This is a genomic window from Stenotrophomonas sp. AS012628 (genome assembly GCF_010608305.1).
Taxonomy (GTDB): Bacteria; Pseudomonadota; Gammaproteobacteria; order Xanthomonadales; family Xanthomonadaceae; genus Stenotrophomonas; species Stenotrophomonas geniculata.
Map to the genome: position 1 here is coordinate 40,730 of NZ_VMBJ01000006.1, position 24,937 is coordinate 65,666.

The following is a 24,937-nucleotide window of genomic DNA, read 5'->3' on the forward strand; positions in this document are numbered from 1 at the left end:
ACAGGCCTCGCGCGGGACTGGCGCGGGCGGGACGAGCGGTCAAGCGGCCTCCGGCATTGGGGTGGCCTCGCCGCCCCGGAGTGGATTTATCGATAAACGATATACCACACGCCGCGTGAAAGGCTGAATCGCGCGCGTGGCCCCTGTCAGGGCCCAGGCGCGCCCTGCTCCAGCATCGCTTCGCCCGGGGCCGCCGAGGCCATCGCCTGCACGCCTGCATCGGCCGCCTGCCGCGTGACCAGGCGGAAGCGCACCTGCAGCGTGCCCTGCCCCGGCGTGGCCCAGCCGTACTGGATGGCCACCTGATCGGCCGACAGTGGCCCACGCCCTGGCAGCGATCGCACCTGCAACGGCTTGGGTGCGGCCTGCACCAACCGGGCGAATCCCTTCTGCACGACCGCTGCGTCGGCCTTTTCGGCGTAGACCGTACACGTGCCATCGTCAGCCCAGCTCACCGCATAGCGGCCACTGGCCAGAGGCACCATCCACGCCACGCCCGATTGCCCCTGCAACAGCGTGGCGGCTTCGGCGGGCTGCAGCGGCGACAACCCGTTGGATTCCATCAACGACTGCAACCGCGCCGGCGCACCGATGTGCTGCATGCAGGCGGTGTCGAACAGCTCGCTGAAGGGATCCTGCGCCGGGGCCTTGGCCTTGGGCGTACGCGCGGGTTGCGCCACCGCCAGGGTGGGCAGCAGGGCCAAAGCCAGCCAGAAGAACGCAGGACGCATCGGGATTCCACGCTACGGAAAACAGCAGGGAGGATGGCAAAGGCCTGGCGCGCCGCGCAATGGCCGCGATGGCCACCAGCCTCCCGCTGCCGGGTCAGACTGCCATTTCGCCCTGGTCCTCGCCATCCCAATAGTGGATGCGGCTGGCGCGCACGTGAATCAGTACCAGCCCCGGTGTATCCACGCCCTGCTCGAACCAGCGCTCAAGATCCTTCACCCAGTGCTCGCGCATCACAGCGCGATCGCGCACCAGCGCCGCCCTTCCCTGCACGTGCACGAACAACGGCGGCTTGCCCAGCAGTGACCTGCTGCCGGAAAAACCCAGCGCAACGGCGGGGTCAGCCTCAATCTCGTGCACCATGTCGGTGTCTTCTGTGGTGAAGAACCAGCTGTCACCGTCGTAGTCCACGTCACCGTTGTTGCTCATCGGACGACCGGCAATTTCTCCGCCGGCGCGGGTCTGCAGCATGGTGAAATCGATGTCGGCCATCTTCTTGGCCAGTTCGGGCAGTGTGAGCTGGGTCATGGTGTCGTCCTTCATCAAGTGGAATCCCAGCGTCTGCGCAGAGTGGTGACCGAAGCGTGGAAGGTCAATGTCGGCTTCTTCACAGAAAGCGAGATAGGGCGCGTGGCGCGTGCGTGACGCGCTGCTCACCACCCCACCTGCGTTTGCAGCAGCTGCACGCCCCATCGCGCGCCGGGCGATCCTGCAGACGCTGCGACGGGTGCATGCACGCATTGGCTGACGCGTGCCATCAGCGCGTGATGCGACCGCCCCCCGCCACCCGTACCCGATCGCGCCCCTGCGCCTTGGCCCGGTACATGGCCGCATCGGCGGCACGCAGCAGGGTGCGCCAGCCGAGCGCGTCGGTGCCGCCCTCGGCCACGCCGAAACTGGCGGTCACCCGCAGCACGGTGCCACCGGCCAGCTCGATGTCCATCTGCTGCAGGGCCAATCGCAATGACTCGGCCAGCTGGCGGCCACCGGCCAGATCACCGTCGGCCAGCAGCACCAGGAACTCCTCACCACCATAGCGGGCGATGCTGTCGCTGCGGCGCAGGTGGCGCTGCAGCAACTGCGCCACCTGCACCAGCACTTCGTCGCCGGCTTCATGGCCATGGCCATCGTTGATCGCCTTGAAGCGATCCACATCCAGCAGGATCACCACGGCGCTTGCATCGCCTCCGGCGTGCCTCTGCTGCACCACCTCATCCAGCGCGCGCCGGTTCAACAGTCCGGTCAGCTCGTCGGTGCCGGCGAGCTGGCGCAGCTCGCTGGTCAGTGCCGAGCGCTCGCGCGATTTCTCACGCAGTACTTCGATGGCGTCGAACAGGCGCTGCATCTCGGCCAGCGGATGGGTGACATGCTGCTCCGGGCCAGGTGCATCCGTGGCGAGCTGGATCACCTGCTTCTGCGCCTGCAGCAGTGGCTGCAGGATCTGCAGGTGGGCGATGCGCAGGGCCACGCCCAGCACCACCAGCGTGCCCAGCGCGGTCGCCACCAGCACAGCCAGGCGCATGGCCTCGCGGTTGCGGGTGCGTTCGTAGCGGGCGATGGACACGCTCAGGTAGCCATCACGCAGGGCTTCCAGCGACTGCAGGGTAGGCACGTAGCGCGTGGTGAACTCGGCAGCGGTCCACGGCGGTGGTACACCACGGCGGCCATCCTCGATCAACTGCTCGATCATCGGCAGCGATTCGCCGAAGAACTGCCGTCGTGCCATGTCCCAGTGCCATGACAGTTCCGGGTCGCTGCGGAACACCGACTCATGGCTACCCGCCAACCGCCACAGCTCCAGCAGGCGGCCCTCGGTCTGCAGTGCAGCGCGTACCTGCTCCTCGCGCCATGCCCCCGGTACCGCGACCGGCGCCATCACGTTCGAGGCCAGGCGGCCGCCATGTTCGCGAAGATCGATCAGCACCTGGCCCTGCATCGCCGGAATCGCCGCTTCACGGTCGGCGCTGACCAGCACGTTGATCTGTGCCGAGGTCAGCAGGTGCAGGCGATCAACCACGGCGAACATGCCACTGATCGCACGCTCCACCGCCTCCACCCGGCGCGCATCGTGCGGTTGCGCCACCACCCGGTCCACCGCAGCCCGCGCCGACTGCAGGCGACGTTGCGCGTCGGCCAGCAGGCCACGCTCATCCAGCACGCCCGGGTCGTTCTTGAACACGGTCTCCAGCTGCAGCATGGCGGTGTCGACCCGCTTGCGCGCGGCCGCCAGCTGCGCGGCCAGCCGCGCCTGTTCGGCGGCGTCGGCCGGGTCAGCCCCCAGCAGGCTGTTGGCCGGACCGCGCTCGGCCGAAGCCAGGTTGGCGAGATCGAAGGTCTGCCGCAGCTGGCGCAGGCTGGCCAGGTTGTCTTCGGCGCCGGTGTAGCGCAGCGTGCCCTGGACCAGGGCGATGGCCATCAACGGCAGCGTGCACACCACGAACAGCCCAGCCAGGATCCAGACCCAGGTCCGCAACCTGATGGGCGATGCCTTGCCGGCCATGCAGAATTCCCCTGAAGTGCGGCTCACTGTAGCGAGCGGCTCCGGCGGCGCCAAGCCAGCGCCGTACGATCCGCCGGGGTGGATATAGCGCAGCGCGCGCGAACGCGCCGACAACGCCGGCGCCCCCCGTCCAGCCGGTCAGATGCGACAGGTCACGCCGGGTCAGATCCAGCGCTGGTCGACCAGTTCGCGTTTCACGTAAGCGTAGAACACCGGTGCCGCCACCAGCCCGGGCAGGCCGAACGCCGCTTCCATCACCAGCATGGCCAGCAGCAGCTCCCATGCGCGGGCCTGGATTTCACCGCCGACGATGCGCGCGTTGAGGAAGTATTCCAGTTTGTGGATCACGATCAGGTACAGCAGCGCGGCCACGGCCACGTAGAACGAGACTGACAGCGCGACGATGGTGATGATCGTGTTGGAGATGATGTTGCCCACCACTGGCAGCAGGCCGGCGATGAAGGTGATCAGTACCAGCGTCTTGGACAGCGGCAGATGCACGCCGAACAGCGGCAGCACGCCCAGCAGGAAGATGGCGGTGAACACGGTGTTGAGCAGCGAGATCTTCACCTGCGCGAACACCACCTGGCGGAACGCGGTGGCCAGGCGGCTGGTGCGCCCGATCAGTTCCTGCGCCAGCGGCCCCATTTTCGGCAGCGGAAGTTCGTCGTACAGCGCGATCATCGCCCCCAGCACCATGCCGATCAGTACGCGCACGCCCACCTGCACCACCGACGTGCCGGCCACGCCCAGCTGGCGCTGGTGTTCGGCGGCCCAGTCATTCAGCGCCGCACGCAGCGCCGGCATGTCTTCGGGGATATACGGCTGCAGCAGCGCCGGTACCTGGTGGCGCGACGAATTGAGGATGTCCATCAGCCGCGCCAGCAGCGCGTCCGGCCCGCCGGTCTCGTTGCGGAAGAACGACGCCACGCCAATGCCGGCCAGCACCAGTCCGCTGATGATGATCGCCGACAGCACGATCACCGCGATTGCCCGCGCCCTTCCCGGCGGCAGCCTGCCTTCCACGGTCGACGCCAGCACGTGGGTCAGCTGGAACACCAGCAGCCCCGACAGCAGGGTCACCACCAGGCCCAGCTTCAACGCCAGCCACATGCCCAGCAACATCATCAGCCAGGCCGCGATCCTCGGAACGGGGGGCTTGGGCTGGGCAACGAGGGCGTCTTGCATGGGCGGCGCGTCCGGGCGGGGTGGCCCATGGTAGAGGATTGGCGACGACGATTCCGGGTGCAGGATGAACGGGCATCAGGCCTCGTGCTGCGACAGCACTGCTGCAGCCCGCGCCGACTCATTCGCCATAGCTGGCGTTGTTCTTGCCCTGGCGCTTGGCGTGGTAGAGCGCGCGGTCGGCCAATGCCAGCCAGTCCTCGACGCTGCCGCCCCGCGGCGTGGCAGCAATGCCGATGCTGACGCTGAACTCGATGCCCGGCGTTGCCTGCCGTGCTGCTTCCAGAAGTTGCAGACGAACCCGCTCTGCCACATGCATCGCATCGATGGGCGCACAGTCCTGCAGCAGCACGACGAACTCGTCGCCTCCCAGCCGCGCAGGGGTATCGCCGGGCCGGGCGAAGGCGCGCAAGGTGGAGGCGATATGGCGCAGCACTTCGTCCCCGGCACGATGACCATGCGAGTCATTGATGCGCTTGAAGTCATCCACATCAAGCATCAGCAGGCAGGCGAAACCACCCTGCCCCTGCGCCTTGTCCAGTGCCTGCTGCGCGCGGACGATCAGGAAGCTGCGGTTGGCCAGCTCCACCAGCGGGTCCATCCGGCTCAGCCGCTTCAACTGGCGGTTCTGCGATTTCACCCGCCGCGCCAGCTGCCAGCTGAGGATGCTGAGGCCGATGCCGTAGACGAACAGGAACGGCACACTGAGCACGATCGTGCGCTGCGATGACACCGGCTGATAGGGAAACCCGAGCCCCCACCAGGTGAGCGCGAACCCCACTACCAGTGCCAGTGTGGCCCGTACCGCCAGCTTCACCCCGCCGGCGGCGATCTTGTCGGCGACCAGCAGCGCGGCGAACAACGCACTGGGCACCGCGCTGAGCCCCATGAAGGCGATCCAGCCACCGCCAAAGAAGGAATCGATCACCATGCAGCGGAACTGGACCACCGCGGGCTGCCGCGAGCGATGGGTCAGCACCAGCGCGAGCGCCGGCCAGGCCAGCGCATTGAGCAGCAGCAGGAGCCACGCCAGCGCACCGTCCTGGCGTTCGAGCATGATCGAAGCAATGGGGATCGCCCCCAACCCGTTGCCCACGAAACGCATCCAGCCGATGCGCCGTGCCGCGCCGATGCCTTCGACCGAGACCTCGGTCGAGTCCGTCAAGAACGGCATTGCCGACCCCCTTGAGCGATCGCAGCTGCCACCAAGGCCCTTGCCGGGCTGCCTGCGGTGAGTCTGACAGCTTTGCGTCAATTCGGGATCAAGGTTGCAGAAGCCATCTGGCGACACTCATGAGGCAGCGAGCTCTGCCCTGCCCTCACCCGGCCCTGGGTGCAGCCGTCGAACCCCGCAGCATCAGGCTGAAATCCAGCGTCTGCTGCAGCGGCACATCCACGTGTTCGATGATGGCAAGCAGCAGGTTGACCGCGCGCTCACCAATCTCCCGCATCGGCTGTCTGATCGTCGTCAGTGGCGGCGTGAGGTAGCGCGAGGAGGCCAGGTCGTCAAAGCCGACGATGGACAGATCCTCCGGCACTCGGAGGCCCAGCTCCCGACAGGCCGCCAGGGTGCCCAGCGCCATCTGGTCGCTGAAACAGAAGACCGCAGTCGGTACCGGCGCGGCGGCCAACATCGCCATCGCGGCGGCATGGCCGGACTCCACCGAAAAGTCACCCGGCACGATGCTCAGCTGGCGCAGGCGTCCACGCGCTTTGCCGGCTGCCCGCACCCCTTCCAGCCGTTGCTGGTGCAGCGGATTGTCGGGGGGGCCACCGACCACCGCAATGCGTTCGTGTCCCAGCCCATACAGGTGTTCCATCACCGCGCGCGCGGCGGCGGCATTGTCGATGTGGACGCTGGGGATGCCCAGCGAAGGATCGAACTCGCAGCCGTTGACCACCGGCGCAGCAGCCCCCCTCTGCTGGACAATCTCGCGCGCCGTCGGTGGCAGCCGATGGCCCAGCACGATCATGCCGTCGGCCTCGTTGCGCCGGAGCATCTGCGCATAGCGCTCCTCGCGATCCGGTTGATGCTGGGTATCGCCCAGCAGCACCGCGTAGCCAACGGCCTGCGCGGCGTCCTCCGCACCCTGCAGGATCTGGGCGAAGAACGGATTGGCGATGTCCGGGACGGTGACCAGGATCTTGCCGCTGCGCTGGGTCTTGAGCGTGCGGGCCACCGTGTTGGGCACATAGCCCAGCGCGGCGGCAGCCTGCTCGATACGCGCGCGGGTCGCCGGCAGGACTTTGTCCGGCCGCGAAAGCGCCCGCGACACTGTGCCTGCGGAGACGCCGACGTGCTTTGCGATGTCGTAGATGGTGGCCATGGCGTTAGATCTCCTGCCCGCTGTGCACTGCACAACAGGTCCTGCGTGAGCCCCTGCTAGGATAATGCAATCGATTGCATCGAGGGCGAATCACGTTGAAGACGCTCAAGGGTCCAGCGCTGTTCCTGGCGCAGTTCATCGGCGACACAGCTCCTTTTGATCGGCTGGACACGCTGGCCGGCTGGGCCGCAGGCCTGGGCTATTCTGGCGTACAAGTGCCGACCAGCGCGCCCCACCTGTTCGACCTGGCCGAGGCCGCACGCAGCCAGGCGTACTGCGACGACCTTGCCGGCATGCTGGCCGGGCATGGCGTACAGATCACCGAACTGTCCACCCACCTGCAGGGGCAGCTGGTCGCCGTCCATCCCGCCTATGACAGCCTGTTCGACGGATTCGCACCGCCGGAAAAGCGCGGCGACCCGTCCGCGCGCCAGGCCTGGGCAGTGGAGCAGCTGCTGCTGGCAGCCAAGGCCAGCCAGCGGCTGGGACTGACCGCACACGCCACCTTCTCCGGCGCACTGGCCTGGCCCTACTTCTATCCCTGGCCGCAGCGCCCGCCCGGCCTGGTGGAAGAAGCCTTCGCCGAACTCGGCCGCCGCTGGCGCCCCATCCTCGATGCGTATGACGCCTGCGGCGTGGACCTGTGCTTCGAGATCCACCCGGGGGAGGACCTGCACGACGGTGCGACCTTCGAGCGCTTCCTCGACGTGGTTGATCACCACCCGCGCGCGAAGATCCTGTACGACCCCAGCCACCTGCTGCTGCAGCAGATGGACTATCTGGGGTTCATCGATCGCTACCACGCGCGCATCGGCATCTTCCACGTCAAGGACGCGGAGTACCGCGCCAGCGCCTGCAGTGGCGTGTATGGCGGCTACCAGGACTGGATCGATCGCCCGGGCCGGTTCCGTTCACTCGGCGACGGCCAGATCGACTTCAAGGCGATCTTCTCCAAGTTCGCCCAGTACGACTTCCCCGGATGGGCGGTACTGGAATGGGAGTGCTGCCTGAAGCACCCGGAAGACGGCGCACGCGAGGGCGCCGCCTTCATCCGCGACCACATCATCCGCGTGACCGAGCGCGCCTTCGACGACTTTGCCGACAGCGGCACGGACGCCGGATCACTGCACCGCATGCTGGGAATCTGAGCCGACACCGCCCCGGGAGGGCAAGCCATGACGCACGCCATGTCGCGCTTGGGCGCGATGATGTTTCTACAGTTCTTCATCTGGGGGGCGTGGTTCGTCACCCTGGGTACCTATCTGGTGCAGGGCCCGCTGCAGGCCAGCGCCAGCCAGGTGGCGACGGCGTTCCTCAGCCAGTCCATCGGCGCCATCGTCGCGCCGTTCCTGGTCGGCCTGATCGCGGATCGCTACTTCGCCGCGCAGCGCATCCTGGCGGTGCTGCACCTGGCCGGTGCGGTGCTGCTGTGGCTGGCCTCCACAGCAGACAGCTTCAGCACGTTCTCCGCCTGCGTGATGGGCTACATGCTGCTGTTCATGCCGACGCTGGCACTGGCCAACAGCGTGGCGATGCGGCACATGCAGTCGCCGGAGAAGCAGTTCCCGCTGGTGCGCGTGGCCGGCAGCGTCGGCTGGATCGTGGCCGGTGTGCTGATCGGCTGGCTGGGCTGGGAACAGGCGCATCGGCTTGAACTGACGTTCCGGATGGCGGCGCTGGCATCACTGCTGCTGGGCCTGTATGCCTTCACCCTGCCGCACACGCCGCCGCTGGCGCAGCAGCGCGATGCCGGCCTCGGGCAGATCCTCGGCCTGGATTCGCTGCGGCTGCTGAAGTCGCGCGCCTATCTGGTGTTCTTCCTGGCATCCATCGCCATCTGTATCCCGCTGTCGTTCTATTACAACTTCACCAACCCGTACCTCAACGACCTGGGCGTGCGCGGCGCCGCGGGCCTGCAGTCGCTGGGCCAGGTCTCCGAAGTGCTGCTGATGCTGGCCATGCCGTTCCTGTTCGTCCGGCTGGGGGTGAAGACGATGCTGGCGGTGGGCATGGCCGCGTGGGTGGTGCGCTACGCCATGTTTGCCTTCGGCGATGCGGGCGGCGGTTTCTCCCTGCTGGTGATCGGCATCGTGCTGCACGGCATCTGCTACGACTTCTTCTTCGTCACCGGCCAGATCTACACCGATGCACATGCCGGTCCCGCCGCGCGCAGCAGCGCGCAGGGGTTCATCACCCTGGCCACCTACGGCGTGGGCATGCTGATCGGCACCTTCCTGTCCGGCGCGGTGGTGGAGCACTTCACCACTGCGGCCGGCCCCGACTGGCAGCAGATCTGGCTGTTCCCGGCAGGCGTTGCACTGGTGGTGCTGGTCGCCTTCCTGCTGCTGTTCCGCGACCGGCCGGCGGCCACGGCCGCGCCCTCCACGCCCTGAGGATCCCAGTCGATGCCCAAGCTTGGAATCGCCATCGTCGGCGCCGGCATGATCGGCGCAGTGCATCGTCGTGCGGCACTGCTGGCGGGTGCCGAGGTACGCGGCGTGGCCGCCTCGTCACCGCAGCGTTCACATGAGGCAGCGCAGTCCTGGAATGTCGCGCGTGCCTATCGGGATATCGAGGAGGTCATCGCCGACCCGCAGGTGCAGGTCGTGCACGTGTGCACGCCCAATCACCTGCACCGCGCGATGGCCCAGGCTGCGCTGGAAGCCGGCAAGCACGTGATCTGCGAGAAGCCGCTGGCCACCTCGCTGGAAGATGCACAGGCGTTGGCTGCGCTGGCGGCCTCGCGCGGCCTTGTGGCCACGGTGCCCTTCGTCTACCGCTACCACCCGGTGGTGCGCGAGGCGCGCGCCCGTATCGCCCACGGTGAACTGGGGCCGTTGCACCTCATCCACGGCAGCTACCTGCAGGACTGGTTGTTGGACCCGGCCAGCAACAACTGGCGCGTGGACCCCGCGCTGGGAGGCACTTCGCGTGTGTTCGCCGACATCGGCTCGCACTGGTGCGACCTGGTGGAGTGGATCAGCGGCGAGCGTTTCGCCGAGGTCAGCGCGGCGTTCTCCACGGTAATCGCCGAGCGCGGCGCCGTCAGCGGACAGAGCTTCAGCACGCCAACGGCCGCCAGCACGATGCAGGCCGTCACGAGCGAGGACGTGGCCGCGGCGATGTTCAGGACCGGCGCCGGCACGCTGGCGTCACTGACGGTCAGCCAGGTCTCGGCCGGACGCCACAACCGCCTCTGGTTCGAGATCGATGGCGCAAAGGCCAGCGTGGCCTTCAACCAGGAGGATGCCGAACGGCTGTGGATCGGAAGACCCGACCAGCGCGAGGAGATCTTCGTGCGCGGGCCAGCCGCCGGCAGTGCCGAACAACGCCGCCTTTCCGTGCTGCCGGCCGGGCATGCACAGGGCTACGCCCAGTGCTTCGAGGCGTTTGTCGCCGACACCTATCGCGCCATTGAAGGCGAGCGGCCGCAGGGCCTGCCCACCTTCGAAGACGGCCTGCGCTCGGCGCAGATCGTTGACCGTGTCATTGCATCGGCCAGGTCGCGTGCCTGGACCGTCATCGGTTGAAACCCGGGAGGATCTGTTGATGAAAGCCCTTTTCCGTAGAAGTGCAAGCCTCATCCTGCTGTTCGCTGCCCTGCCGGGTTTCGCAGACGAAGCCGCCAGCACGCAGAAACCGATCGCGGTGCAGATGTATACCCTGCGCAACGCCGGGTCGCTCGACCAGCAGCTGAAGATCGTCCACGACGCGGGCGTCCACGCGGTGGAAACAGTCGGTACGCAGAACACCAGCGCCGCCGAACTCAAGCAGCTGCTGGACCGGTACTCGATCAAGGCCATTTCATCGCATGTGCCGCTGGCCGAGCTGCGCAATGATCTGGACGGCGTGGTGACGTTCAACCGGTCGATCGGCAACACCACGCTGGTGGTGCCGTACCTGGATGCGAAGGATCGGCCGACAGACGCCGCGGGCTGGACCGCACTGGGCCAGGAGCTGGGCAGGATCGCGAAACAGGTACGAGCCAAGGGCATGCGCCTGGCCTATCACAACCACGACTTCGAGCTGGTCGACTTCGATGGCAGCACCGGACTGGAGCTGCTGTTCGCAGCGGCCGGCCCCGACCTGCAGACCGAGCTGGACCTGGCCTGGGTCGCACGTGCGGGCCTGGACCCGGCCGTGATGCTGGGAAAATTCCGTGATCGCGTGTTCGCGGTGCACGCCAAGGACAATGCGCCCAAGGGCCAGGCTGAAGACGAAGGCGGATTCGCCGCCGTCGGCCAGGGCGTACTGGACTGGAACGCGATCCTGCCAGCCGCGGCCGCCGCGGGCGTGCACTGGTACATCATCGAGCACGACCAGCCGCGCAACCCGGCCAAGGTCATCCAGACCGGCGCGGACTACCTGCGTGAACACCTGGCCATCGACCAACCTGCTCGCGCACCGCGCTGATGCGAAGGAGCCTCGCTTGAACACTCGCCTGAAATTGAGCTTCACCCTGACCGCGGTCCTGTGCGGCGCGATGCTTGCGACCACGGCCTGGTGCAAGGACGACCCTGCGGCCGGTGCGAAGCTCTACAGCGCAAACTGCACGGCCTGCCACGGTGCCGATCGCGCTGGCATGCCGGGCGCGTTTCCCGCGCTCACCGACATCAGCAAACGACTGCAGCCGGCGCAGATCAAGGACAAGATCAGGAAGGGCGGCGGATTGATGCCGCCCTTCCCGCAGCTTTCGCAACAGGAAATCGATGACATCGCCAGCTACCTGGCGAAATAGCGGGTGGGCGCTACAGTTCGCGCACCCAGATGTTGCGGTAGCTGACCTTGGAGTCATGCTCCTGCAGATAGAGCGGCGCGCACGCATGGGGCGCGTACGAAGGCGCACCGATGTACTCGGTCTTGCCTGCCAGCACGGTGTCGTCCTGGACCAGCACGCCGTTATGCAGCACGGTGATGCGCGCGGGCGACGTCAGGCCGCCGCCCTGCGAGAACCGCGGCGCCTTCCAGATGATGTCGTAAACCTGCCACTGGCCAGGTGCGCGCGAGGCGTTCACCCGTGGCATGGCCTGCTTGTAGATCGAACCCGCCTGGCCGTTGGCATACGTCGGGTTGTTGTAACTGTCGAGCACCTGCAGTTCATACAGTTCCTGCAGGAAGATACCGCTGTTGCCGCGGTTCTGGCCGTCGAAGCCCTTCGTCTCGGTGGGGGTACGCCATTCGACATGCACCTGGACATCGCAGAAGCGCTGTCGGGTGCGGATGCCTTTGCTGCCCGGCACCACGGTCATCGCGCCATCGGCGACGGTCCAGGGCACGCGCCCGCCCTGCTCTGCCTCCCACGCCGAGACATCCTTGCCATCGAACAGCACGATGGCGTCGGACGGCGCTTTGCCCGCGGGCGTTTCCACGACTGCAGGCACCGGCGTCCACACCTCGGTCTTCTTCGGGTCACGCGCAGCGTCGGCACCGTTCTGCGCGAAGGCAGGTACTGCGGCCAGCAGGCCGGTGGCCATCAACAGAGAGCGGATCATCAGAATATCGTCCATCAGCTGGTTCCCCACGCCGGCGTGCCGGGAACATAGGCAAGGTCGCCGTCGTAACGGCCCGGCACCGCGACGTACTGCAGCACCCCTGTCGCGCCGACCTTGGAGGTGAAGAAGCCGAAGATGGCCAACTGCTTGAGCATCGTGAAGTAGTGCGGCATCGCCTCGCCCTCTTCTGGTGTGCCGGTCTCGGTCACGTCGGCAGGGCGTGCCTTCGCTTCAGCGTCCAGCGTTCGCAGCAACCCGGCGCGGGCTTCCGGTGTGAGCGATACGAAGCGGCCACCTGCGCGTTTGTCGATGTCGGCCAGGCCGGCGCGAAACGCCGCCTGCTGCCGGGCGGTGTAGCAATCGCTGACGAATGTCGCCATGAACAACCCGGCACCGGCGTCCTTCGCGCCAGGTGTCCGGGTCCGCGGCAGGATGGTCTCGGCGATCTCGTCCAGCGTGCCGACATCGGCATCGGAGAAATGGATCTTCGTGGCGCCCGCCGGTGCCTGCCCCTGCACAAGCCCAGGCAATCCAACCATGGCCGCGCCGGTGGCGGCGACGATCATCTTCAGCAGTTCGCGACGATCCATCAGAGGTTCCCCGCTTTCAGTTCGCGTACCGCGTGGTCGGCCGCGCGCGCGGTCAGCGCCATGTAGGTCAGCGAGGGATTCACGCAGGCGCTGGAGGTCATGCAGGCACCGTCGGTCACATAGACGTTGGGAGCATCCCAGACCTGGTTGTGCTGGTTCAGTACCGAGCTCTTGCGATCACGTCCCATGCGCGCGGTCCCCATCTCGTGGATGCCCTTGCCCGGGGCATAGTCGTTGTCGTGCATCTTCACGTCCTTGACGCCGGCCGCCTCCAGCATCTCGGCAGCATCGGCGGCCATGTCCTTGCGCATCGCCAGTTCGTTGGCACGCATGGCAACGTCCATCGCCAGCACCGGCAGCCCCCACTTGTCCTTGCGGTCGTGGTCCAGGCGGATTGTATTGTCGTGGTGCGGCAGCATTTCACCGAACCCGGTCATGCCGATGCGCCAGTCACCCGGCACGGTCAGCGCTTCCTTCAGGTCGGCGCCGATGTTCAGCTCGGCGATCTCGCGCGACCAGCCGTTTCGGCTGGCACCGCCCTGGTAGCCGAACCCGCGCAGGTAGCCACGCTTGTCGGCTGCGACGTTGCGGAAGCGCGGAATGTAGAAACCGCAGGGACGGCGGCCGAAGTAGTACTTGTCTTCGTAGCCCTCGACCCGGCCCGAGGCACCCGCACCGAAATGATGATCCATCACGTTGTGCCCCAACTCACCGGACGAAGAGCCCAGCCCGCCGTCCCATACATCGGTCGCCGAATTCATCAGCAGCCAGGTCGAGTTGAACGACGACGCATTGAGGAAGATCACCTTGGCCGTGTACTGGTAGGTCTGCCCGGTCTCGGCGTCGATGACCTCCACGCCGCGGGCACGCTTGCGATCCTTGTCATAGAGCACTTCCTTGACGATCGAGAACGGACGCAAGGTCAGGTTGCCGGTCTTCATCGCCGCTGGCAGCGTCGCCGCCTGGGTCGAGAAGTAGGCACCGAAGGGACAGCCCAGGATGCACTTGTTGCGGTACTGGCAGTTGACGCGCCCCTGCTCGGGCATCGGTTTGGTGATGTTGGCGGTGCGCGAGTGGATCATGTGGCGCGTTCCGCCAAAGGCCTTCTTGATACGCGCGGCCACATCCTTCTCGACGATGTTCAAGGGAATCGGCGGCAGGAATTCGCCGTCCGGCAGCACGTCCAGTCCTTCGCGCGTGCCGGCGATGCCGGCGAACTTTTCCACGTAGTCGTACCACGGCGCGATGTCGGCGTAGCGGATCGGCCAGTCAGCAGCGATCCCATCCTTGAGGTTCGCCTCGAAATCCAGATCGGAGAAGCGATAACTCTGCCGCCCCCACAGCAGCGAGCGGCCGCCGACGTGGTAGCCACGGAACCAGTCGAAACGTTTGGTCTCGATGTAGGGTGAGTCCTGTTCGTTGGCCCACATTCCTTCCAGATTCTCGGCCAGGCCGTAATCGCGCATCAGCACCGGGAAGTCGGCCTTCATCGCCTGCGTTGGCCGATTGCGATGCGGGAAGTCCCACGCCTCCTTCATCGCGTTGACGTAGTCCTTGACGTGCTCGATGTTACGGCCACGTTCCAGCATCAGGACCTTCAGGCCCTTTTCGGTCAGCTCCTTCGCCGCCCAACCGCCACTGATTCCCGAGCCAACAACAATGGCGTCGTAGTGATTATCTGCCATGGGTTTCTCACCTGGGTGGATATCGTTTCAGACGTCGCAGAGGCGGATCGCCTCGCGCAATGAGGCAACGGGATCGGGCGCTGCAGGCGTGAACTCCTGCGCCAGATACCCCTTGAAACCAGTGTCGCGGATCGCGCGACAGATGGCCGGATAGTGGAGCTCCTGCTGGTCTCCAATCTCGTTCCGGCCTGGCACGCCTGCGGTGTGGTAATGCTTGAAGCAGGCGTGGTGTTTTCCAATGGTGGCGATGATGTCGCCTTCCATGATCTGCATGTGGTAGATGTCGTAGAGCAGGCCGAAGTTGTCCGAGCCGAGCCGCTGGCACAGCTCCACGCCCCAGGCAGAGTGGTCACACAGGTAGTCGTGGTGATCGACCCTGGAGTTGAGCAGCTCCATCACCAGCACCACGCCACGCTTCTCGGCATGCCCGAGGATGCGCTTGAGGCCAGCCTCGGCATTGGCCATGCCTTCGGCGGGGTCCATGCCGTTGCGGTTGCCGGAAAAGCAGATGAGGTTTCGATAGCCGGCATCGGCGACCAGATCGATGTGCCGCGTGTAGCGCTCCACCAACTGGTCATGGAACTGGCGCCCGGCAAAGCCCTTGGTCAGGCCCAGCTCCGCGCCGTTGCACATCGAGCTGTACACGCCATGGGCCTTCAACGTCGGCCAGTCTTCCGGGCCGATCAGGTCGATCGCGGCGAAGCCGATGTCCTTCACCGTCGCGCAGAGCTGGGTGACGGACAGCTGCGGGAAGGTCCAGCGGGCGACGGAGTGCTTCAGGTTGCCTTTGAGCGGCGCGGTGGCGGCGGATGCGGGCAGCGTGCCCGCGATTGTCGCGGCCCCCAGGCCAATGCTGCCGGCAACTGCGATGCGCAGCGCATCGCGCCGCGTGAGCCCCGTCGGCGGGGCCGGTCTGATCGAATGGACGGACATCCACCTGCCGGCCTCCCAACCGGTATCAAACGCAACGATTCACTGCAATGCAATCGATTGCACCATAGGGGAGGAAATTGTCTGTTTGCAAGTCGCGGTGCACGAAAGCTGATGCTGCGGGGCACAACTCCGCAGGAATCGCGGACAAAGGAAAGCCCCGCATGAGCGGGGCTTTCTTTCTGGGCGGTGGCAGCGGGACGACGCCTGTTGGCTACAGGGTCGAGACCGTGCCGCCGTCGATCCGATACTCCGTTCCGGAAATCGAGGCAGACCGGGGAGACGCCAGGAACGTGATCAGATCGGCCACCTCCTGCGGTGCCGCGGGGCGCCCCACCGGGATCCCCCCAAGCCAGTCCATGACCAGCCTCTTGCCCCCTTCATAATCGGTTCCTGCTTCTGCCGCGATCCGTTCTGCAAATTCCCGGGAAGCCTCTGTCTCGATCCAGCCCGGCGCAACGCTCAGCACGCGCACGCCCTTGGCGGTGACCTCTCTTGAAAGCGACTTGCTGTACGTCGTAAGTGCCGCTTTGGCCGCGGCGTACGCGGTGGTGGACTCCGGCAGAGGCAGCATGCGCTGGATCGAACTGACATGGATGATCACGCCAGCGCGCTGCGCGAGCATGGCCGGCAGCAAGGCGCGATCCAGACGAACCGCCGGCATCAGATTGAGGTTCAGCTCGGCAAACCAATGCGCATCACTGATCGCCGCGAAGCCGCCGCCTGGTGTCTTTGATCCCCCAAGCACATTGATCAGGATGTCGGCACCGTCCCACGCCTGCAGAACGGCCTGGGCGAAGATGCCGGTGCCCTCGGCCGTCGACAGATCGGCTGCCACGTACGCGACCCCTTCGACCGGCCGTGCCGGCAAGCTGCGCGCAGACGTCATCACCCGGGCCCCGGCCTCGGCCAGGGTCCTGACCACCGCAGCCCCCACACCCAACGTGCCGCCGGTTACCACGGCCCGCAGGCCACCGAGTTGAAGATCGAAGCTCATGCAGTGATCTCCAGCGCTGCAATCAGGCCTCGTTGCAGTTCGAAACGGTAGGTCAGCAGGATCGGGCTGCCTGGAAAATTGCCGCTGACAGTGGCGCGGACAACGTGACAGTGTTCCTGCCGCGCGATGGCGCATGGCACGCTGGTAGCACGGTACTTGGCCGATGCCTCGGCCAGGAAGGCCTTGATCGCGTTGACGCCGGTGAGCGTGTGCCCGTCGTCCTTGAGGATCGCCTGGGTGGTGAAGCAACGCCCGAGGGCTTCGGGGTCATGCTCGGCCGCGAAGTACGCGGCAATGGGCTCTGGGAGGGTCAGTGCATTCATTGCTGGGCTCCTGCAGTGGTGAGGCGCTCAGGATGTGCACGCAGGCCAGTTAAGTGAATGCCCTATAATCCGAATGGGTTATGTCGAAAAGTCTACCTAATGCGCGGATCCGAGTTCACTGAACTGAAGGCTTTCGTGGCGGTGGTGGAACGCCAGAGCTTCGCGCGGGCTGCGGAACATCTGGGGGTATCGCCCTCGGCGCTGAGCCAGACCATCCGCCAACTGGAAGGCCGCCTCGGCACCCGCCTGCTCAATCGCACGACCCGAAGCGTCGCGCCATCAGCAAGTGGCGGGCGACTGTACGCGCGCATAGCGCCGCTGTTCGAGGAGTTGGCCGTAGCGGTCGCTGAAACCCGCGAGGCGACCGGGCGGGTGAATGGGACGCTGCGCATCAATACGCTGGGCATCGCCGCGAGAACACTGATTGCCCCGCGGCTTGCCCGCTTCCACCAGGCCTACCCTGATGTCGTTGTCGACATCGTGGTCGACGACGCGCTCAGCGACATCGTCAGTGGGCGGTTTGATGCAGGCATCCGCGTGGGCGGGCAGCTCGAGAAGGACATGGTGGCCATCCGCCTCACTCCCGACCTGAACATGGTCGCCGTGGCGTCACCGGATTACGTCGCACGCCGTGGAACGCCGCGATCTCCAACGGAACTGCAGGACCATGCCTGCATCAACTGGCGGCTGCAGAGTGACGGCAGGCAGTACCGATGGGAGTTCAAGAAGCGAGGCCGCCACCTGGAGGTCGCCGTGGACGGTCCTGTCGTCACCAATCACGCTGACGTCGGGATTGCGGCGGCACTGGCCGGCCTTGGAATCGCCTATCACTTCGAGCAGGATCGCGTGGGGGAACTGCTGGCCCAGGGATTGCTGGTGCGGGTACTGGCGGATTGGTCGGTCTCGCGCCCCGGGCTTTTTCTCTACTACCCGAACAGGCGGCATCGCCCCGCCCTGCTGGGGGCGTTCATTGATTGCCTGCTGGACCAGGGCGTGTTCGGCAATCGGTGACAACATCGAGGAACGTCCGCATCGGCGGCCGTCGGACAACAGGATCCCGGCAGGGCCTCAAAAACGACAAGGGCCCCAGGCAGGCATGCCAGGAGCCCTTGTCGGGATGCACCGAAGGTGCGCTTAGAACGGAATATCGTCGTCAGCGAAGTCGTCCATCGGCGGAGCCTGCTGCGGCTGCGGGCGCTGGTTGCCACCCTGGTTGCCGTAACCGCCGCCCTGGTTGCCGCCCTGGTTGCCATAGCCACCGCCCTGGCCGCCACGCTGGCCACCACCACCGCCGCCGTACTCCTGGCGCGGCGCCTGCTGACGCTGCGGGCGATCGCCGCCGTAGTTGCCACCACCGCCACCGCCGCCGCCTTCACCGCGGCCGCCCAACATCTGCATTTCATCGGCAACGATGTCGGTGGAGTACTTCTCCACGCCGTCCTGGCCGGTGTACTTGTCGTAGCGCAGGCTGCCTTCGACGTAGACCGAGCTGCCCTTGCGCAGGTACTCGCCGGCGATCTCGCCGAGCTTGCCGAAGAACACCACGCGGTGCCATTCGGTGCGCTCCTGCTGATTGCCATCCTTGTCCTTGCGGACGCTGGTGGTGGCCAGGCTGATGCGGGTGATCGCCATGCCGCTCTGGGTGTACTTCACGTCCGGGTCGTTGCCGAGATTGCCGACCAGGATGACTTTGTTGATGCCGCGCGCCATAGATGGATTCTTCCGTTGTCCGGGGCTGGACCAGTGATAGCACACCCGACGGGGTGCCGATACGCTGGACCTCCCACGGTTGCGAATGGGGGATATCGGAACGAGGCATCTTACCATTCCCTTCGCCCCCGGCCCGTCGGGAATCCGGCCGATCCGGGTCGGAACCGACCTCAACGAAGCAGGGGGCGATCCAGCAGCAAGCCGGTGACCCGTGTGACCTCCCCCACCGCCACCACCCTGGGCCCTTCATGGCAGTGGAAGCGCACGCCGGGCCGGATACGCTCCCGGTGCAGCCCCGCCCTGAGCACCTCATTGACCACGGTCAGGCCGGCCAACAGGGGCTCGCCCACCGGCAGCGGCAGCTCGGTCGCCCAGCTGTCGCCCTCGGCGTGCCGGAAGTCGGGCCAGATCATGAACAGCTCTGGCGCCCCGGCGTCAGCGGCGTAGGCGAAGTCCCAGCGGATACCGTTCCGGGCCGGGCTGCGTCGCCCGCCCTCCTCCGGCGCGAGGATACGGATCCGCGCCTCGAAATCATCCGGAACATCCGGGTACAGGCGAAAAGACACCGCTTGGCTCCATCAGGCCGTGGCACTGACCGTCGCATGCCTGCGACCTTGACCACAAGCAGCATCGGGCGGGACTGCCTGCAGCCCCCCCATGGCATCATGCCCAGGCACCTTTTCCCCAGCCCCTTCCGCGCGCCCATGACGATCAAAGGCAAAGCCACCTCCCTGGACATCGCCCACCTGGCCGGGGTCTCCCAGCCGACCGTGTCGCGGGCCCTGCGGGGCAGCCCGATGGTCAATGCCGAGACCCGCGAGCGCATCCTGCGCATCGCCCGCGAGCTGAACTACAAGGTCGACAAGAACGCCTCCAGCCTGCGCCTGCGCAACGCCGGCACCCTGGCCTTGCTGTTCTTCGAGGACCCGACCAACGACGATTCGCTGATCAACCCGTTCTTCCATTCGATGCTGGGCTCGATCACCCGCGCCTGCGCGCTGCACGGGCAGGACCTGCTGGTCTCGTTCCAGCAACTGTCCACCGACTGGCAGGCCGATTACGAGGACAGCAACAAGGCCGACGGCATCATCCTGCTCGGCTACGGCGACTACCACGAATCGCGCGACCGCCTGCAGCGGCTGGTCGAACAGGGCACGCACTTCGTGCGCTGGGGCGCCGCCCTGCCCGGCCAGCCTGGTGTCTCGATCGGCAGCGACAACTTCCAGGGCGGGCACGACATCACCACCCACCTGCTGCAGCAGGGCTGCCGCCGCATCGCCTTCCTCGGCCATGCCTCCAGCCATTACCCCGAATTCCAGGAGCGCTACCGCGGCCATGTCGCGGCCCTGCAGGACCACGGCCTGGCCGCCGAACCGGCGTTGCAGCACGATGCGATCACCACCGAGGCTTCCGGCCAGGAGGCCTGCCAGGCGCTGCTGGCGCGCGGCGAACCGATCGATGCGATCTGCGCCGCCAGCGACCTGATCGCCATCGGTGCGATGCGCGCCCTGCGCGAGGCCGGGCTACGGGTGCCGCAGGACGTGGCGGTGACCGGCTTCGACGACATCCCGCTGGCGGCCTCGGTATCCCCGGCGCTGACCACGGTCCAGCAGGACACCAAGCAGGCCGGCCAGCTGCTGGTGGAGCGCCTGCTGACGCTGATCGGCCGGCAACCGGTGGAGGGCCAGAGCATCCCGGTGAAGCTGGTGGTGCGGGAATCGTCGCTGCGCCGGTAAGCGCCACCAGACCTCCCGCCACGCCTCAACGTGCGACGGCGGAATTCTCCCCCCATGACCAACGGCGGATGCGCACGGAAGCCGATGCGCGGATAACGCGCAGACATCGCCAATGGAAAGGTGTACGTCGCATGCTGAAGATCGATTCGCTGTCCAAGACGTACGCCAACGGCGTGCATGCCCTCAACAACGTCACCCTGGATATCCCGCGCGGCATGTTCGGCCTGCTCGGTCCGAACGGCGCCGGCAAGTCGTCGCTGATGCGCACGCTGTCCACCCTGCAGGAAGCCGACAGCGGCACGGCCACCCTCACCATTCCCGGCGAGGCGCCGATCGACGTACTGCGCGACAAGGACGCGGTGCGCCGCCGGCTGGGCTACCTGCCGCAGGATTTCGGCGTGTACCCGAAAGTCAGCGCGCTGGACCTGCTGGAACATTTCGCGGTGCTCAAGGGCCTGACCCAGCGCGCGCAGCGCCGCGAGGTGGTCGATGGACTGCTGCAACAGGTGAACCTGTGGGACGCGCGCAAGCGCAAGCTCGGCACCTACTCCGGCGGCATGCGCCAGCGCTTCGGCATCGCCCAGGCGCTGCTGGGAGACCCGCGGCTGGTGATCGTCGATGAGCCCACCGCCGGCCTCGACCCGGAGGAACGCAACCGCTTCCTCAACCTGCTGGCGGCCATCGGCGAGAACGTGGCGGTGATCCTGTCCACCCACATCGTCGAAGACGTGACCGATCTGTGCCCGACGATGGCGATCATGAACAAGGGCCAGGTGCTGCTGACCGGCCGCCCCAGCGAAGCGATCGACGCCCTGCAGCACCAGGTCTGGCGCAAGCAGGTCGATCCTTCGGAACTGGCCGACCACGAGGCACGCTACGTGGTGCTGTCCACCCGCCTGGTCGGTGGTCGCCCGGTGATTCACGTACACAGCGCCAATGACCCCGGCGACGGCTTCGCCGCCGTAGCCCCCGACCTCGAGGACGTGTACTTCCAGCGCCTGCGCCTGCAGGCCCGTGCCCGCGCGGCAGCCTGAGCGGAGCACGCCATGATCCTCAACTTCTTCCGCTTCGAGCTGCGCGAGCAGCTGCGCTCCCCGCTGCTGTGGCTGCTGGCCGGGCTGTTCGCCCTGCTTGCCTTCGCCGCCGCGTCCAGCGACGCGGTGCAGATCGGCGGTGGCGCCGGCAACGTGCACAGCAACGCGCCCACCGTGATCGCACAGATGCTGGGCATCTTCACCCTGCTCGGCATGCTGGTCACCGCGCTGTTCGTCAGCAACGCGCTCTTGCGTGACTTCGAACTCGGTACCGCTGAACTGATCTTCGCCAGCCCGGTGAAACGCCGCGACTATCTGGCCGGGCGCATCGCCGCCGCCCTGGCGGCAGGCCTGCTGGTCTACGTGCTGATCGCGTTCGGCCTATGGCTGGCACCATTCATGCCGTGGGTCGATCCCGAACGCATGGGCCCGATCAGCTGGCAGGGCTATGCGTGGACGTTCGCAGTCATCGTCATTCCGAACCTGTTGTTCACCACCGCGCTGCTGTCGCTGCTGGCGGCGCTGACCCGCTCGATCCTGTGGGTCTACATCGGCCTGGTGGCCTACCTGGTGCTGTATGGCGCCAGCGCGGCCCTGCTGCGCGACATCGACAACACGTGGATCGCGGTGCTGAGCGAACCGCTGGGCATGCGCGCACTGGGCCGCACGATCCGCTACTGGTCCACCGCCGAGCGCAACAACGGGATTCCCGAGCTGGCCGGTTACCTGCTGGCCAACCGCGCCCTGTGGTTGGGTGTGGCTGCCGTACTGTTCGCCGCCACCTTCGCGCTGTTCCGCACCGAACGCAGCGGCAGTGGCCGTCGGCGCTGGGGCCGCAGGCCGGCGCAGCCGATTGCCGATGCCGCCGGCATCCGCCCCAGCCGCGCGACACTGCCGCGCGTGGTACCGGCGTTCACTGCCACCACCGCGTGGCAGCAGTTCCTGCGCCAGGTCCGCTTCGATACACGCGGCGTCCTGCGCAGCGTGCCGTTCATCGTGCTGCTGGTACTGGGCCTGGCCAACTTCCTGCCCAGCGCGCTGTTCCGGCAGACCCTGTACGGCACCTCGATCTGGCCGGTCACCTCGCAGATGATCATGGGGCTGCAGGGCGCCTTCAGCTGGCTGCTGGTGATCATCGTGTTGTTCTTCGCCGGTGAGCTGGTCTGGAAGGAACGCAGCGCGCGCATCAATGAAGTGACCGATGCCATGCCGGTGCCGAACTGGGTGCCGCTGCTGGCCAAGTTCTCCGCACTGCTGGCCGTGATCGTCTGTTTCCAGGCCGCCGGCGCGCTGGCGGCGATGGGCGTGCAGCTGGCCAAGGGCTACACGCATCTGGAGCCGCTGCTGTACCTGCGCAGCCTGGCGCTGGATTCGGTGGTCTACATCCTCATGGGGGGCCTGGCGCTGGTGCTGCAGGTGCTCACCAACAACAAGTTCGTCGGTTACGCATTGCTGATCGTGGTGATGATCGGTCAGGGTGTGCTGGGCATGCTCGACTACACGCAGAACCTGTACAACTTCGGCAGCTGGCCCAACGCACCCTATTCGGACATGAACGGCTACGGCCACTTCCTGACCGGGCAGCTGGCATTCCAGGGCTACTGGGCCCTGTTCCTGCTGACCTTGATGTGCCTGGCGTCGGCCTTCTGGGTACGGGGTGTCAGCCAGGGCCTGCGCCAGCGCCTGGCCCTGGCCGGCCGCCGCCTGCGCGGTCCGACCGGTGCCTTTGCGGCGCTGGCAGCAGTGGCGTTCGTCGGCGTGGGCGGCTGGCTGTACTGGAGCACCAACATCCGCAACGAGTTCATCTCGCCCGACCAGCAGCTGGACCTGCAGGCCCGCTACGAGCGCGAGCTGTCGAAGTACCGCAACCTGCCGCAACCCCGCATTGTCGCCGTGGACAACCGCGTGGACCTGTTCCCGGAATCGCAGTCGATGGTGATCGATGCGAACTGGACGGTGCGCAACACCCACGCCACGCCGATCCAGGACGTGCACGTCTCGATGGGTGATGACAAGCAGCTGGTTGCGGTCGATCTGGGCGGACAGACCCTGTCAATGCACGACGCCGATCTCGGCTACCGCATCTACCGCCTGCAGAAACCGCTGCAACCGGGTGAAACCCGCAGCGTGCATTTCCGGGTGGTGCAGAAGCCCAACGGCATCACCGCCGGCCAGGCACCAAGCAACATCGTCGACAACGGCACGTTCTTCAACAGCCGCGTACTGCCGTCGTTCGGCTACAACGAGGGCGCGGAGATCACCGACCGCAACGAGCGGCGCAAGCGCGACCTGGGTGAGCCGCGGCGCATGCCCAAGCTGGAAGACGAAGCCGCGCGTGCCAATACGTACATCTCCAACGACGCCGACTGGCTCGACTTCCGCACCACGATCTGCACGGCACCAGACCAGGTGGCGCTGGCCCCTGGCTATCTGCAGCATGAGAGCACGGTCAATGGCCGGCGCTGCTTCAGCTATGCCATGGACCGGCCGATGCTGAACTTCTACGCCTATCTGTCGGCGCGCTGGGAGGTGCGCAAGGCAAAGTACAAGGACATCCCGATCGAGGTCTACTTCGACCCGGCGCACGGCTACAACGTGGACCGGATGATCGAGGCGGTGCAGAAGTCGCTGGCCTACTACGAAGCGAACTTCACCCCGTACCAGCACCGCCAGGTACGCATCATCGAGTTCCCGGGCTATGCGCGCTTCGCGCAGTCGTTCGCCAACACCATCCCCTACTCCGAGGCCATCGGTTTCATCGCCGACCTGCGTGACCCGGACAAGGTGGACTACGTGTTCTATGTGACCGCGCACGAGATCGCACACCAGTGGTGGGCGCATCAGGTAATCGGTGCCAACGTGCAGGGCGCGACGGTGCTGTCCGAATCGCTGTCGCAGTATTCGGCACTGATGGTGATGGAGCAGGAGTACGGCCGCCAGCACATGCGCCAGTTCCTCAAGCGCGAACTGGACGGCTACCTGTCCGGGCGTGGTGGCGAGGCCATCGAGGAACAGCCGCTGGAACGTGTGGAGAACCAGCAGTACATCCACTACCAGAAGGGTTCGCTGGCGTTCTACCGGCTGCGCGAGGAGATCGGCGAGCAGGCGCTTAACCGGGCATTGAAGCGTTTCCTGCAGGACAAGGGTTACCAGCAACCGCCCTACACCACCTCGCGCGAATTGCTGGCCTACATCCGCGCCGAGACCCCGGCCGACCGCCAGCCGCTGGTTACCGACCTGTTCGAGAAGATCAGTTTCTACGACAACCGGGTGATGGCCGCCAGCGCCCGCCAGCGCGATGACGGCCGCTACGACGTGACCCTGGACCTGCATGCTGCCAAGCAATATGCCAACGGCAAGGGCCAGGAAAGCGACGGGAAGATGGATGACTGGATCGAGATCGGCGTGTTCGCCAACGGGCCTTCAGGCAAGGAACGCGACCAGAGAGTGCTGTACCTGCAGCGTCATCACATCACCAGCGCCGATCCGAAGATCACGGTGACCGTGGATGAAAAGCCGGATGAAGCGGGCTTCGATCCGTATAACAAGTTGATCGACCGGGTGAGCGACGACAACCGGCGCAAGGTGACGATGTGAGGCAACGGGGCGCCGGCCTGTGCGCCGGCGCTCCACGCAACACGTGCGGGCTTGGCTCGGCCTTTCTGTTTGGCTTGGCCCTGCTGTTGTGCCGAGCCATGC

At 66.3% G+C, this 24,937-nt stretch carries 23 protein-coding genes; 9 read left to right on the forward strand and 14 right to left on the reverse strand.

Translation table 11 applies throughout. The features are described from left to right. Nucleotides 1-146: 146 nt before the first annotated feature. The 6 genes from G5A07_RS04780 to G5A07_RS04805 all read right to left on the reverse strand — a co-directional run bounded on the left by G5A07_RS04780 (nucleotide 147) and on the right by G5A07_RS04805 (nucleotide 6,741). Nucleotides 147-731: a hypothetical protein gene (locus G5A07_RS04780; protein WP_049413497.1), complete on the reverse strand. Its 585-nt coding sequence runs from the start codon at nucleotides 729-731 to the stop codon at nucleotides 147-149. A 94-nt stretch (nucleotides 732-825) separates the two neighbouring features. Next, nucleotides 826-1,257 carry a pyridoxamine 5'-phosphate oxidase family protein gene (locus G5A07_RS04785; protein ID WP_029379872.1) on the reverse strand — a complete coding sequence of 144 codons (432 nt, stop codon included), beginning with the start codon at nucleotides 1,255-1,257 and terminating at the stop codon, nucleotides 826-828. Nucleotides 1,258-1,486: 229 nt separating this feature from the next. Beyond that, nucleotides 1,487-3,229 carry a GGDEF domain-containing protein gene (locus G5A07_RS04790; protein ID WP_043396815.1) on the reverse strand — a complete coding sequence of 581 codons (1,743 nt, stop codon included), beginning with the start codon at nucleotides 3,227-3,229 and terminating at the stop codon, nucleotides 1,487-1,489. Nucleotides 3,230-3,391: 162 nt separating this feature from the next. Beyond that, the gene (locus G5A07_RS04795; protein WP_019337057.1) at nucleotides 3,392-4,417 is read right to left on the reverse strand and encodes an AI-2E family transporter; all 1,026 of its coding nucleotides are present in this window, start codon (nucleotides 4,415-4,417) and stop codon (nucleotides 3,392-3,394) included. Between the two features lie 118 nt (nucleotides 4,418-4,535). Beyond that, a complete protein-coding gene (locus tag G5A07_RS04800; RefSeq protein ID WP_049480136.1) occupies nucleotides 4,536-5,588 on the reverse strand; it encodes a sensor domain-containing diguanylate cyclase in 1,053 nt (350 codons plus the stop codon). A gap of 145 nt (nucleotides 5,589-5,733) precedes the next feature. Further along, nucleotides 5,734-6,741 (reverse strand): LacI family DNA-binding transcriptional regulator, encoded by a 1,008-nt coding sequence (locus G5A07_RS04805; protein WP_143994044.1) that lies wholly within the window; start codon nucleotides 6,739-6,741, stop codon nucleotides 5,734-5,736. A 95-nt stretch (nucleotides 6,742-6,836) separates the two neighbouring features. On the opposite strand from G5A07_RS04805, the gene G5A07_RS04810 reads away from it, so the two are divergent. From G5A07_RS04810 to G5A07_RS04830, 5 genes are all read left to right on the forward strand, one after another. After that, a complete protein-coding gene (locus G5A07_RS04810; RefSeq protein WP_010483474.1) occupies nucleotides 6,837-7,889 on the forward strand; it encodes a sugar phosphate isomerase/epimerase family protein in 1,053 nt (350 codons plus the stop codon). Nucleotides 7,890-7,916: 27 nt separating this feature from the next. Then, a complete protein-coding gene (locus G5A07_RS04815) occupies nucleotides 7,917-9,134 on the forward strand; it encodes an MFS transporter (RefSeq protein WP_019337061.1) in 1,218 nt (405 codons plus the stop codon). A gap of 12 nt (nucleotides 9,135-9,146) precedes the next feature. After that, on the forward strand, nucleotides 9,147-10,271 hold the full coding sequence (locus G5A07_RS04820) for a Gfo/Idh/MocA family oxidoreductase (RefSeq protein WP_191862940.1): 1,125 nt from the start codon (nucleotides 9,147-9,149) through the stop codon (nucleotides 10,269-10,271). 19 nt (nucleotides 10,272-10,290) lie between these two features. After that, nucleotides 10,291-11,154: a sugar phosphate isomerase/epimerase gene (locus G5A07_RS04825; RefSeq protein WP_049480139.1), complete on the forward strand. Its 864-nt coding sequence runs from the start codon at nucleotides 10,291-10,293 to the stop codon at nucleotides 11,152-11,154. A 70-nt stretch (nucleotides 11,155-11,224) separates the two neighbouring features. Then, nucleotides 11,225-11,479, forward strand: coding sequence for a cytochrome c (locus G5A07_RS04830; protein ID WP_049480174.1), 255 nt, complete (start codon nucleotides 11,225-11,227; stop codon nucleotides 11,477-11,479). A gap of 10 nt (nucleotides 11,480-11,489) precedes the next feature. On the opposite strand, the gene G5A07_RS04835 is transcribed toward G5A07_RS04830, so the two are convergent. The 6 genes from G5A07_RS04835 to G5A07_RS04860 all read right to left on the reverse strand — a co-directional run bounded on the left by G5A07_RS04835 (nucleotide 11,490) and on the right by G5A07_RS04860 (nucleotide 16,758). Further along, on the reverse strand, nucleotides 11,490-12,248 hold the full coding sequence (locus tag G5A07_RS04835; RefSeq protein ID WP_043396888.1) for a DUF1080 domain-containing protein: 759 nt from the start codon (nucleotides 12,246-12,248) through the stop codon (nucleotides 11,490-11,492). Beyond that, complete coding sequence (locus G5A07_RS04840) at nucleotides 12,248-12,823, reverse strand: gluconate 2-dehydrogenase subunit 3 family protein (RefSeq protein WP_191862941.1); 576 nt, start codon at nucleotides 12,821-12,823, stop codon at nucleotides 12,248-12,250. Before G5A07_RS04840 ends, G5A07_RS04835 begins: the two co-directional genes overlap by 1 nt. Next, nucleotides 12,823-14,508, reverse strand: a complete 1,686-nt coding sequence (locus G5A07_RS04845; RefSeq protein WP_049413477.1) for a GMC family oxidoreductase — start codon at nucleotides 14,506-14,508, stop codon at nucleotides 12,823-12,825. Before G5A07_RS04845 ends, G5A07_RS04840 begins: the two co-directional genes overlap by 1 nt. A gap of 27 nt (nucleotides 14,509-14,535) precedes the next feature. Next, nucleotides 14,536-15,441 carry a TIM barrel protein gene (locus G5A07_RS04850; RefSeq protein ID WP_071305641.1) on the reverse strand — a complete coding sequence of 302 codons (906 nt, stop codon included), beginning with the start codon at nucleotides 15,439-15,441 and terminating at the stop codon, nucleotides 14,536-14,538. Nucleotides 15,442-15,652: 211 nt separating this feature from the next. Then, on the reverse strand, nucleotides 15,653-16,435 hold the full coding sequence (locus G5A07_RS04855) for an SDR family oxidoreductase (RefSeq protein WP_010483490.1): 783 nt from the start codon (nucleotides 16,433-16,435) through the stop codon (nucleotides 15,653-15,655). Then, a complete protein-coding gene (locus tag G5A07_RS04860; RefSeq protein WP_019337070.1) occupies nucleotides 16,432-16,758 on the reverse strand; it encodes a nuclear transport factor 2 family protein in 327 nt (108 codons plus the stop codon). Before G5A07_RS04860 ends, G5A07_RS04855 begins: the two co-directional genes overlap by 4 nt. 99 nt (nucleotides 16,759-16,857) lie before the next feature. Here G5A07_RS04860 and G5A07_RS04865 point away from each other — a divergent pair, with 99 nt between their 5' ends. Beyond that, complete coding sequence (locus G5A07_RS04865; protein WP_010483493.1) at nucleotides 16,858-17,769, forward strand: LysR family transcriptional regulator; 912 nt, start codon at nucleotides 16,858-16,860, stop codon at nucleotides 17,767-17,769. A gap of 123 nt (nucleotides 17,770-17,892) precedes the next feature. Here the strand turns inward: G5A07_RS04865 and G5A07_RS04870 are convergent, their stop codons facing one another. Together G5A07_RS04870 and G5A07_RS04875 are read right to left on the reverse strand one after the other, a co-directional pair. Next, the gene (locus tag G5A07_RS04870; RefSeq protein ID WP_010483495.1) at nucleotides 17,893-18,468 is read right to left on the reverse strand and encodes a single-stranded DNA-binding protein; all 576 of its coding nucleotides are present in this window, start codon (nucleotides 18,466-18,468) and stop codon (nucleotides 17,893-17,895) included. 170 nt (nucleotides 18,469-18,638) lie between these two features. Continuing rightward, entirely contained in the window at nucleotides 18,639-19,034 is a 396-nt protein-coding gene (locus G5A07_RS04875) for a hypothetical protein (RefSeq protein ID WP_010483497.1), read from the reverse strand. Nucleotides 19,035-19,172: 138 nt separating this feature from the next. Between G5A07_RS04875 and G5A07_RS04880 the strand changes: the two genes are divergently transcribed. From G5A07_RS04880 to G5A07_RS04890, 3 genes are all read left to right on the forward strand, one after another. Continuing rightward, nucleotides 19,173-20,204, forward strand: a complete 1,032-nt coding sequence (locus tag G5A07_RS04880; RefSeq protein ID WP_010483499.1) for a LacI family DNA-binding transcriptional regulator — start codon at nucleotides 19,173-19,175, stop codon at nucleotides 20,202-20,204. Between the two features lie 131 nt (nucleotides 20,205-20,335). After that, nucleotides 20,336-21,238, forward strand: a complete 903-nt coding sequence (locus G5A07_RS04885) for an ABC transporter ATP-binding protein (RefSeq protein WP_057502649.1) — start codon at nucleotides 20,336-20,338, stop codon at nucleotides 21,236-21,238. Nucleotides 21,239-21,250: 12 nt separating this feature from the next. Next, nucleotides 21,251-24,835 (forward strand): ABC transporter permease subunit, encoded by a 3,585-nt coding sequence (locus G5A07_RS04890; protein WP_191862942.1) that lies wholly within the window; start codon nucleotides 21,251-21,253, stop codon nucleotides 24,833-24,835. The last annotated feature ends 102 nt before the right edge of the window (nucleotides 24,836-24,937 follow it).

Coding starts and splice junctions, on each gene's coding strand:
- G5A07_RS04780 (WP_049413497.1), bottom strand. CDS start 731: ATGCGTCCTGCGTTCTTCTGGCTGGCTTTGGCCCTGCTGCCCACCCTG.
- G5A07_RS04785 (WP_029379872.1), bottom strand. CDS start 1,257: ATGACCCAGCTCACACTGCCCGAACTGGCCAAGAAGATGGCCGACATC.
- G5A07_RS04790 (WP_043396815.1), bottom strand. CDS start 3,229: ATGGCCGGCAAGGCATCGCCCATCAGGTTGCGGACCTGGGTCTGGATC.
- G5A07_RS04795 (WP_019337057.1), bottom strand. CDS start 4,417: ATGCAAGACGCCCTCGTTGCCCAGCCCAAGCCCCCCGTTCCGAGGATC.
- G5A07_RS04800 (WP_049480136.1), bottom strand. CDS start 5,588: ATGCCGTTCTTGACGGACTCGACCGAGGTCTCGGTCGAAGGCATCGGC.
- G5A07_RS04805 (WP_143994044.1), bottom strand. CDS start 6,741: ATGGCCACCATCTACGACATCGCAAAGCACGTCGGCGTCTCCGCAGGC.
- G5A07_RS04815 (WP_019337061.1), top strand. CDS start 7,917: ATGACGCACGCCATGTCGCGCTTGGGCGCGATGATGTTTCTACAGTTC.
- G5A07_RS04820 (WP_191862940.1), top strand. CDS start 9,147: ATGCCCAAGCTTGGAATCGCCATCGTCGGCGCCGGCATGATCGGCGCA.
- G5A07_RS04825 (WP_049480139.1), top strand. CDS start 10,291: ATGAAAGCCCTTTTCCGTAGAAGTGCAAGCCTCATCCTGCTGTTCGCT.
- G5A07_RS04830 (WP_049480174.1), top strand. CDS start 11,225: ATGCTTGCGACCACGGCCTGGTGCAAGGACGACCCTGCGGCCGGTGCG.
- G5A07_RS04835 (WP_043396888.1), bottom strand. CDS start 12,248: ATGGACGATATTCTGATGATCCGCTCTCTGTTGATGGCCACCGGCCTG.
- G5A07_RS04840 (WP_191862941.1), bottom strand. CDS start 12,823: ATGGATCGTCGCGAACTGCTGAAGATGATCGTCGCCGCCACCGGCGCG.
- G5A07_RS04845 (WP_049413477.1), bottom strand. CDS start 14,508: ATGGCAGATAATCACTACGACGCCATTGTTGTTGGCTCGGGAATCAGT.
- G5A07_RS04850 (WP_071305641.1), bottom strand. CDS start 15,441: ATGTCCGTCCATTCGATCAGACCGGCCCCGCCGACGGGGCTCACGCGG.
- G5A07_RS04855 (WP_010483490.1), bottom strand. CDS start 16,435: ATGAGCTTCGATCTTCAACTCGGTGGCCTGCGGGCCGTGGTAACCGGC.
- G5A07_RS04860 (WP_019337070.1), bottom strand. CDS start 16,758: ATGAATGCACTGACCCTCCCAGAGCCCATTGCCGCGTACTTCGCGGCC.
- G5A07_RS04865 (WP_010483493.1), top strand. CDS start 16,858: ATGCGCGGATCCGAGTTCACTGAACTGAAGGCTTTCGTGGCGGTGGTG.
- G5A07_RS04870 (WP_010483495.1), bottom strand. CDS start 18,468: ATGGCGCGCGGCATCAACAAAGTCATCCTGGTCGGCAATCTCGGCAAC.
- G5A07_RS04880 (WP_010483499.1), top strand. CDS start 19,173: ATGACGATCAAAGGCAAAGCCACCTCCCTGGACATCGCCCACCTGGCC.
- G5A07_RS04885 (WP_057502649.1), top strand. CDS start 20,336: ATGCTGAAGATCGATTCGCTGTCCAAGACGTACGCCAACGGCGTGCAT.
- G5A07_RS04890 (WP_191862942.1), top strand. CDS start 21,251: ATGATCCTCAACTTCTTCCGCTTCGAGCTGCGCGAGCAGCTGCGCTCC.